The organism is Cupriavidus pauculus (assembly GCF_002858765.1).
GTDB classification, from domain to species: domain Bacteria; phylum Pseudomonadota; class Gammaproteobacteria; order Burkholderiales; family Burkholderiaceae; genus Cupriavidus; species Cupriavidus pauculus_B.
This window is the reverse complement of sequence record NZ_PJRP01000002.1, coordinates 589,967-603,726: the sequence shown is the minus strand read 5'-3', so window position 1 is coordinate 603,726 and position 13,760 is coordinate 589,967. Positions and strand designations below refer to the sequence as shown.

Annotated in this window: 14 protein-coding genes; 7 read left to right on the top strand and 7 right to left on the bottom strand. The window is 62.4% G+C overall.

Going from position 1 to position 13,760, the window contains the following annotated elements; genetic code table 11:
- Genes CYJ10_RS07600 through rffA form a run of 5 tightly spaced genes read left to right on the top strand, consistent with a single transcriptional unit; the run spans nt 1 to nt 5,225 of the window.
- Complete coding sequence (locus tag CYJ10_RS07600; protein WP_101680882.1) at nt 1-828, top strand: phytanoyl-CoA dioxygenase family protein; 828 nt, start codon at nt 1-3, stop codon at nt 826-828.
- Between the two features lie 9 nt (nt 829-837).
- On the top strand, nt 838-1,803 hold the full coding sequence (locus CYJ10_RS07595) for a glycosyltransferase family 2 protein (protein ID WP_101680881.1): 966 nt from the start codon (nt 838-840) through the stop codon (nt 1,801-1,803).
- Nucleotides 1,800-2,387, top strand: a complete 588-nt coding sequence (locus tag CYJ10_RS33635) for a hypothetical protein (protein ID WP_146001993.1) — start codon at nt 1,800-1,802, stop codon at nt 2,385-2,387. Before CYJ10_RS07595 ends, CYJ10_RS33635 begins: the two co-directional genes overlap by 4 nt.
- 40 nt (nt 2,388-2,427) lie before the next feature.
- Nucleotides 2,428-3,951 (top strand): hypothetical protein, encoded by a 1,524-nt coding sequence (locus CYJ10_RS07585; protein ID WP_101680879.1) that lies wholly within the window; start codon nt 2,428-2,430, stop codon nt 3,949-3,951.
- A 47-nt stretch (nt 3,952-3,998) separates the two neighbouring features.
- The gene (gene rffA, locus CYJ10_RS07580; RefSeq protein WP_257993155.1) at nt 3,999-5,225 is read left to right on the top strand and encodes a dTDP-4-amino-4,6-dideoxygalactose transaminase; all 1,227 of its coding nucleotides are present in this window, start codon (nt 3,999-4,001) and stop codon (nt 5,223-5,225) included.
- A 64-nt stretch (nt 5,226-5,289) separates the two neighbouring features.
- On the opposite strand, the gene CYJ10_RS07575 is transcribed toward rffA, so the two are convergent.
- From CYJ10_RS07575 to CYJ10_RS07545, 7 genes are all read right to left on the bottom strand, one after another.
- Nucleotides 5,290-6,114 (bottom strand): lysophospholipid acyltransferase family protein, encoded by an 825-nt coding sequence (locus CYJ10_RS07575; protein WP_101681066.1) that lies wholly within the window; start codon nt 6,112-6,114, stop codon nt 5,290-5,292.
- Between the two features lie 41 nt (nt 6,115-6,155).
- The gene (locus CYJ10_RS07570) at nt 6,156-7,430 is read right to left on the bottom strand and encodes a dihydroorotase (RefSeq protein WP_101680877.1); all 1,275 of its coding nucleotides are present in this window, start codon (nt 7,428-7,430) and stop codon (nt 6,156-6,158) included.
- A gap of 41 nt (nt 7,431-7,471) precedes the next feature.
- Nucleotides 7,472-8,443, bottom strand: a complete 972-nt coding sequence (locus CYJ10_RS07565; RefSeq protein ID WP_066731832.1) for an aspartate carbamoyltransferase catalytic subunit — start codon at nt 8,441-8,443, stop codon at nt 7,472-7,474.
- Between the two features lie 92 nt (nt 8,444-8,535).
- Complete coding sequence (gene pyrR / locus CYJ10_RS07560; protein ID WP_101680876.1) at nt 8,536-9,060, bottom strand: bifunctional pyr operon transcriptional regulator/uracil phosphoribosyltransferase PyrR; 525 nt, start codon at nt 9,058-9,060, stop codon at nt 8,536-8,538.
- Nucleotides 9,057-9,494: a Holliday junction resolvase RuvX gene (ruvX, locus tag CYJ10_RS07555; protein WP_101680875.1), complete on the bottom strand. Its 438-nt coding sequence runs from the start codon at nt 9,492-9,494 to the stop codon at nt 9,057-9,059. The genes pyrR and ruvX overlap by 4 nt, the downstream gene beginning before the upstream one ends.
- Nucleotides 9,487-10,059, bottom strand: a complete 573-nt coding sequence (locus CYJ10_RS07550; RefSeq protein WP_066731890.1) for a YqgE/AlgH family protein — start codon at nt 10,057-10,059, stop codon at nt 9,487-9,489. The genes ruvX and CYJ10_RS07550 overlap by 8 nt, the downstream gene beginning before the upstream one ends.
- Nucleotides 10,060-10,144: 85 nt before the next feature.
- Nucleotides 10,145-10,861, bottom strand: coding sequence for a pseudouridine synthase (locus CYJ10_RS07545; protein WP_101680874.1), 717 nt, complete (start codon nt 10,859-10,861; stop codon nt 10,145-10,147).
- Between the two features lie 64 nt (nt 10,862-10,925).
- Here CYJ10_RS07545 and CYJ10_RS07540 point away from each other — a divergent pair, with 64 nt between their 5' ends.
- Together CYJ10_RS07540 and CYJ10_RS07535 are read left to right on the top strand one after the other, a co-directional pair.
- Nucleotides 10,926-12,473: a cryptochrome/photolyase family protein gene (locus CYJ10_RS07540; protein WP_101681065.1), complete on the top strand. Its 1,548-nt coding sequence runs from the start codon at nt 10,926-10,928 to the stop codon at nt 12,471-12,473.
- Nucleotides 12,474-12,542: 69 nt separating this feature from the next.
- Complete coding sequence (locus tag CYJ10_RS07535; protein WP_101680873.1) at nt 12,543-13,757, top strand: acyltransferase family protein; 1,215 nt, start codon at nt 12,543-12,545, stop codon at nt 13,755-13,757.
- Nucleotides 13,758-13,760: the final 3 nt, after the last annotated feature.

Sequence of the window (13,760 nt, the reverse complement as noted above, 5' to 3'; positions counted from 1 at the left end):
ATGAATAACGAGTCGTTCTACGGCAACATTCGACCGAATGCTGCGCCGGACATCCTCGCGATCCACGCCGAAGAGCTGGCTACGCTGGGCTACACCATCCTCGAAAACGTGATCGAGGCAAACCGCCTGCAGGACTGGCGCGATCGCATTGACCACGTCTATGCGCGTCAGGAAGAAGAATTTGGCGGACGCGCGGCACTGAGTGCCATCGGCGAACAGGATCTTGCACGCGCACCACTACTGCACGACTCAACGTTTCTTGAACTGGCGACCCAGCCTCGGGTGCTGGACCTGATGCGACGGATTCTGGGCGACTATTTCATACTGAATCTGCAGAACGCGATTATCAACAAGCCTGAAGAGCGTCATCACCAGACGGCGTGGCATCGGGACCTTCCTTATCAGAACTGGACCAGTTCGCGTCCCCTTGCGCTCGGCGCGCTGTTTGCGATCGATCCGTTCAACCCCGAGACCGGGGGCACCATTGTGTTGCCGCATTCGCATCGCGTTGAATCAATGCCGTCAGCTCATTATTTCGAGAATCACGCGGTGCAGGTTTCGGCAGCGCCCGGCTCTGTGCTGATTTTCGACGCGATGGCGTTCCATCGCGCAGGCGTCAACCGGTCGGCCCAGACCCGGCGGGGCGTCAATCATCTATACACCATTCCCATCATGAAGCAGCAATACGATTTTCCTGCTGCGCTGGGAGCCGATTTCCAAGCAACGGCCGACGTCCGACGCCTGCTCGGATTCGACTCTGCCGTGCCGCAAAGCGTGCTTGATTGGCGCCGGATTCGCGCGAAACGCACCTCGAGCAACGCCAAGTAACCGGGTCTTATGGGAACTCCTGAAATCAGTGTAGTGGTGCCATCGTACGGTTGCCTGGGATGCCTTGACGAACTATGCGAGCGGCTGGACACCGTGCTCAAATCGCTGCAAAAGTCCTACGAGATTCTTATCGTCGATGACCGAAGCCCAGACAATTCCTGGCCACTGACTGAATCGCTGGCGCAGCGGTACGAAGCCGTCCGGGGCATTCGCCTGAGCCGGAATTTCGGGCAGCAGCTCGCCATCACCGCAGGCCTGGAAAAAGCGCGCGGCGAGTATGTGATCGTGATGGACTGCGACTTGCAGGATCCGCCTGAACGGATCCCCGATCTGCTCGCAGAAATCCAGAAGGGTTACGACCTGGTACTAGCCCGTCGGACGGAGCGGACCCATTCCGTGTTTCGTCAGGTTTCGGCAAAGATCTACTTCAAGATCCTGCACTTCCTGACGGGCGATGTTCCCGATGGCAGCTATGGCACATTCAGCATACTGAGCCGGAAGGTAGTGGATGCGTTCCTTCGTTTTGGCGAGCGCGAACGCCACTATCTGTTTATCCTGCGCTGGCTTGGATTCCGTTGCGGAACGATTGAATATGCCCATGGCGACCGTTTCGCCGGAAGCAGTTCCTACAACGTATTGGGGCTGATCAAGCATGCGCTGGGTGGCATCTTTTTTCAGACCAGTATCTTCCTGACGTGGATTATCTACATCGGCCTCAGCTTCACGGCGATTAGCTTTGCGGGCGGCTGCTTTTTCATCTATCGGCATCTCGTCAGCACTTCATTGCCGGGCTGGACCAGCCTGTTTGTGGCCATACTGTTTGCAACGGGACTTGTGCTCGCCAGCGTGGGCGCAGTGGGACTCTATGTCGCACGCATATTCGAGATGACAAAGGGGCGGCCGATTTATATCGTCGACAGGGAATGCGGATGCGGCGAATCGCATCCTGATCCCACCATGAATTCCGCCAATTGAGTACATCCATTGGCAAAGGCGGATTTGCGGCCGCCATTCTGATGGTCAGCCTGGCTTTGGCCGCAAGCCGAAACCTCGTCGACTACAGCCAGTCGTTGTTTGAGAAAAAGCAGCTGGCACGAGAGCAGGCAGATGCTCCGTCACATTGTGAAAGCGAGGATGGTGTCGCCTGCAATCGTGCGGAGCGGCGCCAGCTTTATGCTCTGCTGGAATCGATGGGATCGGACCGTTCGTATCATCAACCGGAGCACCGAACCGCGGTCTTCGTCGCCGATGACGGCTTTCGCGACGGCGTCTACATAGACGAGGTACGCGATTCTAGGCTCCAACGTTGCGCCATTCAGCCGTTCAGCATTCCAGGCATTACTGGCATGCCCCTGCTGGATGGCATAGCGGCCCGCAAGAGCGGGTGCCCGTTTGATTCTTACGGCTATCAGTACCTTCCGGATCATGGAACTTCCAGCAACCTCGGCCAGGAAACGCCTTGTTCGATGGCGCGAGAGCATGGTTTTGCGCAGGTGGCGGTCATTCAAAAGCAAGACGGCCATTTCGTTGCCGAAAAAAGAAGCTGTGACCCAACCTAGCACCACGTCATCGTCGATGACACGCGCCGGCCAGTCATTCATGCGCGCCGGCTACGTAGCATGCGAGTGCGCGGCGATCGTGTTCGCGCTCGCACTTGCATGGTGGCTTGCAGGTCCGTCGCCCAAGGTCGACCCAGCGCTAGGCCATGCGCTGCTGGCCGCCACTGCGGCCGTGATGGTCACCCTCTGTGCCGTCTTCGAGTTCCACGAACTGGGAAAGCGCTGGGAATGGCCGGATTCGGCGCTGTCGGCACTGATCCTCGGCTTGCTTTTGGGATTGCTGGCCCTATGGCTAGGCCGACAGCACGACATCATTGCCGGTACAGCCATCGCAGCCGTCTGCGCACGCCTGTTGATCGTGATGTACCAGACCGGCTTGTCTGCGACGCTAATCCCGGCGCTGGCCGGGGCGTGCATGGGCTATTGGGGATTCCTGCTGAGCTACGTCGACGGGTACAAGACGCTGTGGATTGACCAAGCCATCCAGAGCGGTACCGTCCACGTCGATCTGCTCTTCCAGTCCGCCGTCGCGAACATGCTGTCGAACTACGGCGTGGGATCTCTGGGGGTGGACGGGCTTCAGCCCTTCCCGTATCACTTCGGCAGCCACCGGGCGATGATTGTCATGTACGAATTGCTCGGCCTCGATCCGCTGCGGTTCTACTCCGTCGTCTTTCCCCTCATCTTCGTTCCGGTGTTCGTATGCGTGATGTTCTTCTTTGCCAATGCGCTTCGGACGTGGCTGCTGCAAACCGACGCCGCCAAGAATGATTGGAGAAACCAGAATCCCGGCTGGTTCTGGGCGGGGCTGTCGGTCTTTTTCATCGGCGTCATACCTATCGCGGAGCGCCGGGAACTGGGCGTCTGGGACAACGTATTCCACAGCGAATCGTTTGGCGTCGCGATGCTCTTTGCGTACTTCGGCGGCATCTGGATACTCGAGCAGCTTCGCAAGTACGGCCAGATTCGCACGACGTTCCTGACTGCATTGGCGCTGGGGCTCTACATCTACGCACTGTGCATGCTCAAGATCAGCGTCGGCCTGGTATTCGGCTGCGCAGTAGGTTACGCGCTATTGAGAAGCCGCATTGGCTTGGTCCAGCGCTTGTTTGGCCTGCTGGCCGTGGCAGTCCCTCTGTTGCTTGGATTGTGGCTGACCCGGTCAAATGGGGAAGGCGGCGAATCCGGACACGGTCTGATGGCCATGATCAAGCCATTCGCATTTCTGCGAGCCATCGTGACACCGGACGCCTACTGGCTCTCATTTGTTGCCTTTTTTGGCCCTTTTGTGACGTTTGTTGCGTTACGATTACTCAATGAACGCTGGAAGTGGCCTTCGGACTTGAGTTCGAGGTTCCGAGACCATAGGCTGATGGATGTTGAGTTGGCGATCGTCATCACCATTGCCGCAGTCATTCCGGGCATACTGCTGGACGTTCCTCAAGGCAGCACGAACTTCTTCGCAGAAGTGGCCTATTGGTGGGTGCAACCTTTGCTGGCGGTCTTGCTAAGCCGTCTGCCGTTGCAGGTTTCGGCGAGATCCAGCATGGTTCGCAGGAAATAGTGAAGCTTTCGGAACCATAGAGACCACGACAAGAGCGAAGTCAGAAAATGACCAAAATCCAGTCCACAGGGAAGGACGCAACGATATCCGTCATGCGAAATATTTCGTTCAATCGACCATACATGACAGGGCGCGAGCTGCACTACATCTCGCAAGCGCACGCGCGCGGCCATCTTGCTGGCGACGGCCCAATGACCGCCCAATGCCATAAGTGGCTGGAGGCCAAGACCGGCGCGCACAAGGCACTTCTGACGCACTCATGCACGGCCGCGCTGGAAATGTCGGCGCTGCTCCTGGATCTTGAGCCCGGCGACGAAGTCATCATGCCGTCCTACACCTTCGTGTCCACGGCGAATGCCTTTGTATTGCGTGGCGCCGTTCCGGTATTCGTCGATGTACGTGGAGACACGTTCAATCTGGACGAAAAGCAAATCGAGGGCGCCATCACGTCCCGCACGAAAGCCATCGCGCCCGTGCACTACGCCGGCGTTGGTTGCGAGATGGACACGATCATGGCCATCGCACGCAAGCACGATCTTCGTGTGGTCGAAGACGCCGCGCAGGGTGTGATGGCCTCGTACAAGGGTCGCGCCCTGGGCAGTATTGGTCACCTTGGAACTTACAGCTTCCACGAGACCAAGAACGTCATCAGTGGTGAAGGCGGCGCGCTGATCATCAACGATGCGGCGTATGTCGAGCAGGCCGAAATCATCCGCGAGAAGGGTACCGATCGCAGCCGCTTCTACCGGGGGCAGGTGGACAAGTACACATGGCGCTCGTGTGGCAGTTCTTTCCTTCCCAGCGAACTGACCGCGGCATTCCTGTGGGCGCAGCTCGAAGAGGCAGAACAGCTGACGCAACGACGGATGGCCCTGTGGGATCGCTATAACGCCATGCTGGCCCCGCTTGAAGCGCAAGGGCTGCTGCGCCGGCCGGTGATCCCGGCAGACTGCCAGCACAACGCGCATATGTACCAGATTCTCGTGTCCGAAAATGCCGATCGACAGCGGGTACTGCAGGAACTGAAAGCCGTCGGCGTTGGCGCGGTATTCCACTATGTTCCGCTCCATTCCTCGCCGGCTGGCCTGGAGCTTGGCCGTGCGCATGGCGACCTTCGGACAACCGACGATATTTCGTCGCGACTGATCCGTCTGCCGCTATGGCTGGGTCTTTCGGAAGATGACCAGTCCTATGTCGTGGATATGCTCCAGCAGGCCCTGACGGGTGGCGTTGCGACGCAGAAGGACGCAGTACGGCCTGCGAGCTTTGCGTAAGGCCAGTGCGCTACGCGGAGTCCGCGTACGGTAAAAAAAACCCGACATTCCGTCGGGATTTTTTTTACGCCGTCGCTTGCGACGAATTATCAGGGTAAAGAAGCCTATCCGGAGCCGAACTCAGGCGCTCCGCACAGGCAGACGCGGCCGCGTGGTCTCCTTCGAGTAGACACACCACCATCTGCCTGGCCGCTTCAGCCAGCTCCCTTCGGCTTGCGGACTGGGCCAGCAGTGGCGGCCCCAGCGTCAGGCGCACCTTGATCGGTGGCGATTTCAGGATGGCGTTCAGGCAGTCCACCAGCGTGAGGTCATCGATATACGCAGGCGCCAGGCTCGGCTGGCCGGTTGCCGCGTCCAGGTAGCTCAGGCTTACTGGCTGGACGGGCAGGCCGCCAGACAAGGGGGCTTGCATCAGGTTGGCGTGGAACGGCAGCACCTTGCTGCCGTCGGTGGTAGTGCCTTCCGGAAACACGCAGACCAGATCGCCCTCGCGCATGACGTCAGCGATGTGGTGCAGCACCCGATGCGCGTCGCGCTTGCTGGCACGTTCGATAAAGATCGTGCCAGTCTTGTCACAGAGCCAGCCGATCACCGGCCATTTGCGGATTTCGGATTTGGCCACAAACCGCACCGGCTGCCAGCTGTGGATCACGTAGATGTCCAGCCACGAAATGTGGTTCGACACCAGCATGGCACCGCGCGGCACCGATGCACCCGGCGCCAGGCCCTGGACTTCCAGCTCGATGCCGCAGATGGCCAGCAGCTTGCGCGACCAGGCGCGGATCAGGCGCTCACGCAGGTGAGCACTCGCCCACGGGAAGACCGTTGCGCAGACGAGCATCCCGCGCAACAGGTGAAAGCCCAGCCGCAGCTTGCGTAACCAGATCATCTTCAAACCCCGGAGCCTCCAGGCGATCGGCGAGCCGCCGGTCAGCGCTGCTCGTACACGATCTGGCCGTCGACCAGCGTCATGCGCACGCGCCCTTCCATCTCGTACCCCAGCCACGGCGAATTCTTGCCCTGGCTTTTCAGTGCCGAGCGCTCCACTTTCCACGCCTGCTTCGGATCGAACACGCAGATGTCGGCAGCATTGCCGGCGGTCAGCGACCCGGCATGCAAGCCGATCACGCGGGCCGGATCGCTCGTGATGCGGGCCAGCGCCTTCACCAGCGGCACATTGTGCTCGGTGGCCCAACGCAGCGTCAGCGGCAGCAGCAGTTCCAGGCCGGTCGCGCCGGGCGTGGCTTCCGCGAACGGCAGCAGTTTCTCGTCGTCATCCACCGGCGTGTGGTCGGAGCACAGCGCATCGATGGTGCCGTCGGCCAGTGCCGCCACGATCGCGTCGCGGTCGCGCCCGCTGCGCAGCGGCGGCGTAAAGCGCATCTGGCTGTTGAAGAAGCCGATGTCCATGTCGGTCAGCGACACGTGGTGGATGTTCACGTCGCAGGTGACCGCCAGGCCTTCCTTGCGGGCCTGGCGTACCAGTTCCAGCCCGGCTGCCGAAGACAGGCGGCACAGGTGAACACGGGCGCCCGTGGCACGCATCAACTCGAAGATCGTATGCAGGCGCACCGTTTCAGCGATCACCGACACGCCGGACAGGCCCAGCCTCGACGCCACCGCGCCACTGGCCGCCACGCCGCCACCCAGGAACGGATCCTCGGGACGTAGCCACAGCGTGAAGCCAAACGTCTGCGCGTATTGCATCGCGCGCTGCAGCACCTTGGTGTCCTGGATCGGCATCTCGGCCTGGCTGAAGCCCACGCAGCCGGCCTCCGTCAGTTGGCCCATCTCGGTCAGCGCCGTGCCCTTCAGGCCCACCGTCAGCGCGCCCAGCGGATAGACGTGTGTCTGGTTCAGTCGGCGTGCACGGAACTTGAGCATCTCCACCAGGCCCGGCTCGTCGAGCACGGGGTCGGTGTCGGGCGGGCAGACTAGGCTGGTCACACCGCCGGCCGTGGCTGCGGCCACTTCCGATTCGAGCGTGGCCTTGTATTCGTAGCCCGGCTCGCGCAGGCGCGCGGACAAGTCCACCAGACCCGGACAGACGATCAGGCCGCGTGCGTCGACGGTCTTGTTGGCGTTAAAGTCGGCGGGTGCCTGACCCACGCCGACAATCTTGCCGGCGGCGATGTACAGGTCCTGTTCGGCGTCGACGTTTGCGGCCGGATCGATCAGGCGGCCACCCTGGATGCGGATCTTCATGTCTTCTTGCGATGTGCGGTTCGTTGTACCCAAGGTGCTGCTCAATCGTTGTTGCCGGCGACAATGCCCATGACCGCCATCCGGACGGCGATGCCGAAGGTCACCTGATTCAGGATCACCGACTGCGGGCCATCGGCCACGGCGGAGTCGATCTCCACGCCACGGTTCATCGGGCCTGGGTGCATCACGATGGCATCGGGCTTGGCCAGCGCCATGCGTTCCGGCGTCAGGCCGTAGGCCTTGAAGTATTCCTGCGCGGACGGCAGCAGCGCGCCGCTCATCCGCTCGTTCTGCAGGCGCAGCATGATCACCACATCCACGCCCTTCAGGCCTTCTTCCATATTGTGGAAGACGCGCACGCCCATCTGTTCCAGCCCGGACGGCAGCAGCGTGCGGGGGCCGATGGCGCGCACTTCGGGCACGCCCAGCGTGGTCAGCGCGTGGATGTCGGAACGGGCCACGCGCGAATGCAGGATGTCGCCGACGATGGCTACCGTCAGGTTCGTGAAATCCTTCTTGAAGTGCCGGATCGTGTACATGTCCAGCAGACCCTGCGTCGGGTGGGCATGGCGGCCGTCGCCAGCGTTGATCACGTGCACGTGGGGTGCCACGTGCTCGGCGATCAGATACGGCGCACCCGAACTGGCATGGCGCACCACGAACATATCGGCCGACATCGCCGACAGGTTGTTGATGGTGTCCAGCAGCGACTCGCCCTTGCTGGTCGACGACGCATTGATATTGAGGTTCAGCACGTCCGCCGACAGGCGCTTGGCCGCGATCTCGAACGTGGTGCGCGTACGCGTGGAGTTCTCGAAGAACAGGTTGAACACGCTCTTGCCGCGCAGCAGCGGCACCTTCTTCACGTCGCGGTCGGAGTCGGACAGCGAAACGAACTGGCTGGCGGTGTCGAGGATGTGCGTGATCATGTCACGCGACAGCCCCTCGATCGACAACAGGTGCTTGAGCTCGCCGTTTCTGGTGAGCTGCGGGTTGCGGAACATCTTGGTCATGGGCAGGTGGGTCGGGCGCGGGTTCGGTCTGGCGGATTCGGTCTGGATACGGCTTCGGTGCTTGACGTTCTGATGGCGTCTCGGGTTGACACTCAGGCGCGCGCTTCGGTGGCAAAGGCAAAGCGCGTCGCGGCGCCTTCACCCTGGCGCGACAGTACCAGCGTCTTGTCCAGCGGCAGTTCGACGGTAGCCGCGGCATAATCGGCGGAAAACGGCAACTCGCGGCCGCCACGGTCCGCCAGCACGACCAGCGCCACGCGCGCCGGCCGGCCGTAGTCGAACAGTTCGTTCACGGCAGCGCGGATCGTGCGGCCGGTGGCCAGCACATCGTCGATCAGCAGGACATTGCGGTCGTCCACGGCGAACGGCAGCGTGGTCGGCTGGGCCTGGCTGTGCAGGCCCTTCTTGGCGTAGTCGTCGCGATGGAAGGCCACGTTGATCACGCCGTGCTCGCCCAGCTTCAGGTCCGCCGCCAGCCGCTCGGCGATCCAGGCGCCGCCGGAATGGATACCCGCCACGGACCACCGTGCGCGGTCGCCGGACGGCATCAGGGCCTGGGCCTGGTCACGCAGCGCGTGGTAGAGCGCCTCGGCGTCGGGATTGGAGGTCTGGGTCATAGCGGGATTTCGTCGAAATACTGTTGCAGGATGATCCGTGCGGCTTCGGCGTCCAGTGCACCGCGCTTGGCCCCGGCCATCGAGGCGGCGCGCGAGGAATAGCGCTCGTCCACCCAATCCACGGGCAGGTTGTAGCGCCCGTTCAGTTGGTTGCCAAAGCGGCGCGCAAGCCGCATCGAGGCCTGTTCCTCGTCGTCGGGACCGGCCTCGGGATTGACTGGCATGCCGACCACCAGCTGTACTGGCGACCATTCCTGAATCAGCGCACCCACTGCGGCAAAGCGATCCTCAACCGTCGCGTTAGGCAGGATGGTGAGCGCGCGGGCTTGCCGGGTGATGAAATTTCCAAGCGCTACGCCGATTTTTTTCTCGCCATAGTCGAAAGCGAGCACCGTGCCGTCGCGGGGCGTCTCGCGCCCCGCCTGCTCAGGCATGCCCGGCCTCGCCCGACAGCATCGTCACGTCGATGCCAAGCAGGCGCACGGCTGCCGCGAAGCGTTCTTCGGGCGGCACGCTGAAAATGATTTCGGGATCGGCCTGGACAGTCAGCCAGCCGTTGCGGCTCAGTTCGTCCTCGAGCTGCCCGGCGCCCCAGCCCGCGTAACCGAGTGTCAGCAGGAACCGGTGCGGGCCGCTGCCGTTGGCCACGGCTTCAAGCACGTCCTTGGAAGTGGTCATTTCCAGCCCGCCGGGTACCGCCAGCGACGACACATAGATGCCGACCGGGTCATGCAGCACAAAGCCGCGCTCGGTCTGCACGGGGCCGCCGAAGTAGACCGGCTGGTGGGCAACTGGCTGGATTTCGAGCTTGAGATCGATCTTGTCGAAGAGCGTGGCCATGTCGATGTCGATCGGCCGGTTGATCACCAAGCCAAGCGCGCCACGCTCGTTATGCTCGCAAAGGTAGACAACGGAACCCGAAAACGTCGGATCGGCCATGCCGGGCATGGCAATCAGGAACTGATTGGTGAGATTGATAGAAGCTTCGGGCGTCGCCATGGCTTGCATTCTACCAAATCGCACCCCGGCTGCTGCGGAAAACTTCTGTCCGCAAGCGCACTTTACGGCGCGCGCCCGGCGGGGATCAGTCCCCTGCCGACTTCAGCGCCACCATGTCTTCGGGCGTCAGCCAGCGCCATTCGCCCGGCGCCAGTGCTGGGTCCAGCCGCAGGCCACCAATGGCGCTGCGATGCAAGGCCGTCACGTGGTTGCCGGTGGCGGCCACCATGCGCTTGACCTGGTGATACTTGCCCTGCAGTAGCGACAGCCGCAGGCTGCGCTCGCCCGTGGCCTCGCAGGCATGTGCGGCTAGCGGGGCCGGCTCGTCGTCCAGCTGCACGCCGGCCCGCAGGGCTTCCACCTGCTCCGGCGTCACCGGATCGAACGTGGTCACCTCGTACACCTTGGGCACCTGCTTCTTCGGCGACGTCTGGGCGTGGATGAACTGGCCGTCGTCGGTCAGCAACAGCAGGCCCGTGGTGTCGTGATCCAGGCGCCCCACGGCCTGCACCTCGCGCTGGCGCAGCGGCACGGGCAGCAGGTTGTAGACACTGGGATGATGGCGCGGCCGCTGCGAGCACTCGTAGCCGTCCGGCTTGTTCAGCATCAGGTAGGCCTTGCTGCAGGCCAGCCATTCCTCGCCATCCACGGTCAGGCGCAGGCCGTCAACCTCGAAGCGTGCACCCGGGTCTTCGCACAGTTCGCCGTTGACCTCCACCAGCCCGGCCTCCACCAGGTCGCCACAATAGCGGCGGGTGCCAAAGCCTTGGGATTGGAGGATGCGGTCGAGTGTAATGGCCATGAGTGATCTGGAAACTGCTTGTAAACGGTAGGGAAGTATCTGGAGGCTATGTTAGGTTATGGCGATGCCGAGATCACCTTCCCCTGCGCCCGCACCGGGCGAGCGTCTGCCTTACCGGATTGACCGGGAATTCGCGCGCGGCCTGGTCTGGTTCCGGCGCGACCTGCGCATGGACGACCACGCGGCGCTGCATTATGCCCTCAAGCACTGCCAACAGGTATGGTGCGTGTTCGTGTTCGACCGCGAGATCCTCGATCCACTGCTTGCGCGCGGGCTCAAAGCCGACCGGCGCATCGAATTCATCCTGAAATCGCTGGGCGCACTGCGGCAGGCGCTGACCGATGCCGGCGGCGGCCTGATCGTGCTCGACGATCAGGTGCGCAAGGCCATTCCATGCCTGGCCGCGGAACTCGATGCCGAGGCGGTGTTTGCGAACCACGACTACGAACCCATCGCCAATGACCGCGATGCCATGGTGCGCCAGGCGCTGGCAACGGCTGGGCGCGAACTGCTCACGTTCAAGGATCAGGTGATCTTCGAGGCTAACGAGATACTGACCGGCCAGGACCAGCCCTTCAGTGTGTTCACGCCATACAAGAACGCGTGGCTGAAGGCGCTGCAACCGTTCGACCTGCGGCCCTATCCCGTCGACAAATACCGGAAGGCGCTGGCCCCGGTGCCGGCTGCGCATCGAAGCGCGCTGCCGACGCTGGAATCGCTGGGCTTTGCGCCCAGCAACCTCAAGGAAATTGCGATGCCGACTGGCCTGGACGGGGCCGAGGCGCTGTTCCGCGAGTTCCAGACCCGCATGGGCGATTACGGCCAGCGCCGCGACTTCCCGGCGCTGCGCGGCCCGAGCTACCTGTCGGTGCATCTGCGTTTTGGCACAATTTCGATCCGCACGCTGGCGCGTGCCGCGCACGAAACCGTACAGCGGGGCGGCGTTGCCGCTGCCGGCGCCGCCGTCTGGCTGTCCGAGCTGATCTGGCGGGATTTCTATTTCATGATCCTGCACCACCATCCCCGCCTGGCCGAGGGCAAGTCGTACCACCCGGAATACGATGCGATCCGTTGGGTCGACATCCGCACCGGCGACGAGTACTTCGAGGCCTGGAGCCAGGCCCGGACCGGCTATCCACTGGTGGACGCCGCCATGCTGCAGATCCGCCAGAGCGGCTATATGCACAACCGGCTGCGCATGATCACGGCCAGTTTTCTGGTCAAGGACCTGGGCGTGGACTGGCGCCGGGGCGAGCAATACTTCGCCGACCAGCTCAATGACTTCGATTTCTCGGCGAACAACGGCGGCTGGCAGTGGGCGGCCTCCACAGGCTGCGACGCGCAGCCCTACTTCCGCATCTTCAACCCGGTCACCCAGTCGGAAAAATTCGATCCGCAGGGACGCTTTATCCGCAAATACCTGCCGGTGCTGGACGCCCTCCCGGACAAGTACATCCATGCGCCATGGACGGCGCCAGACGACGTGCTGGCCGCCGCAGGGGTCAGGCTGGGAGACAACTACCCGCAGCCGATCGTCCAGCACAAGGTGGCGCGGATGGAGGCGCTGGAACGATACGCCCAGGCCCGTGCGGCGGGAAAACGCGGCAAATGACCCGGCATTTGCCTTCGATGGGCGGGACGGCGCGATGGCATAATCGCGCGTTTTCCGACATACGAAGCGATGGATCTCTACTCGACCTGGCCCAGCCTTTTGGCCGTCCTCTGCTGCATGGCCCTAGTATGGCCGCAGCGCCTGTGGAGATTCCTCGATGAGACGACTCCGTCATCTGGCAAGCGATATGTGACGGTGGATGGGCTGCGGGGGTTTCTTGCGCTGTCCGTGGTACTGCACCATGCCCTCATCAGCCGCCAGTTCCTGGAGATCGGCAAATGGGATCTGCCACCCTCGGCGTTCTATTCGATCCTCGGGCAGGCCGGTGTCGCCCTCTTCTTCATGATTACGGCCTTCCTGTTCTGGGGGCGTCTCCTGGATCAGGGTAGCCGCATCGACTGGTTCGGGCTGTACTGCAACCGGTTCTTCCGGATCGCGCCGCTGTATTGGGTGGTGGTCGCGCTGATGCTGCTGATTGTCGGCATCAAGACAGACTTCCAGCTGGCCGTGAAGGCCGGCGACCTGACCAGCCAGATTGCCAAATGGCTGTTGCCCGGCGTGCTGCAGGAACTGCCTGCCATCAATGGCTACGCGGACACGCGGACGGTCACAGCCGGCGTCACCTGGACGCTTTACTACGAGTGGATGTTCTATTTCTCGTTGCCATTTCTCGCGATGGCGGCCGTCCGGCGCTCATGGTCCGGTTTTCTGCCGGCCTGCTTCTGGCTCATCATGGTGATGCCGGCCGTCCTCTCCGACAAGTTCTACCGTGACCTAGTGGCGATGTTCGCCTTTGGCATGATTGCGGCCAGCCTGGTGCGGCGCAAACCGGGCTTCGTAGGCGATAGCGCGCTGAAATCGGTGGTCGCACTGTTGCTGCTGGCCTATCCGCTGGTGGCCCGGTCCACCGTATTTGAATGGAAGTCGATTGTGCCGCTTGGGCTGTTTTTCATCCTCGTCAGCAGTGGCGCGTCGCTGTTCGGGCTGCTGAAATCGCGCAGCGCGATTCGCCTCGGCACCATCAGCTATGGCATCTACCTGCTGCAGGGCATTGTGATCACCGTGATTCACGCCCCCGGCGCGCTGGGCGACTATGCACAGCAAGGCCCTGGCCAGTTCTGGTGGTCCGCCGTCGCCATCATGCTGACGCTTGCTTGCGTCGCGGCCGCGTCCTATCACTTCGTCGAGCGGCCCTGCATCCGCTTTGGCAAACGGCTGGCCGCGAGCCACAGCGGAAAGGACGCGCCGACCGCCGGGACGTTATCGGGCCAGGCGACCCGATAACGC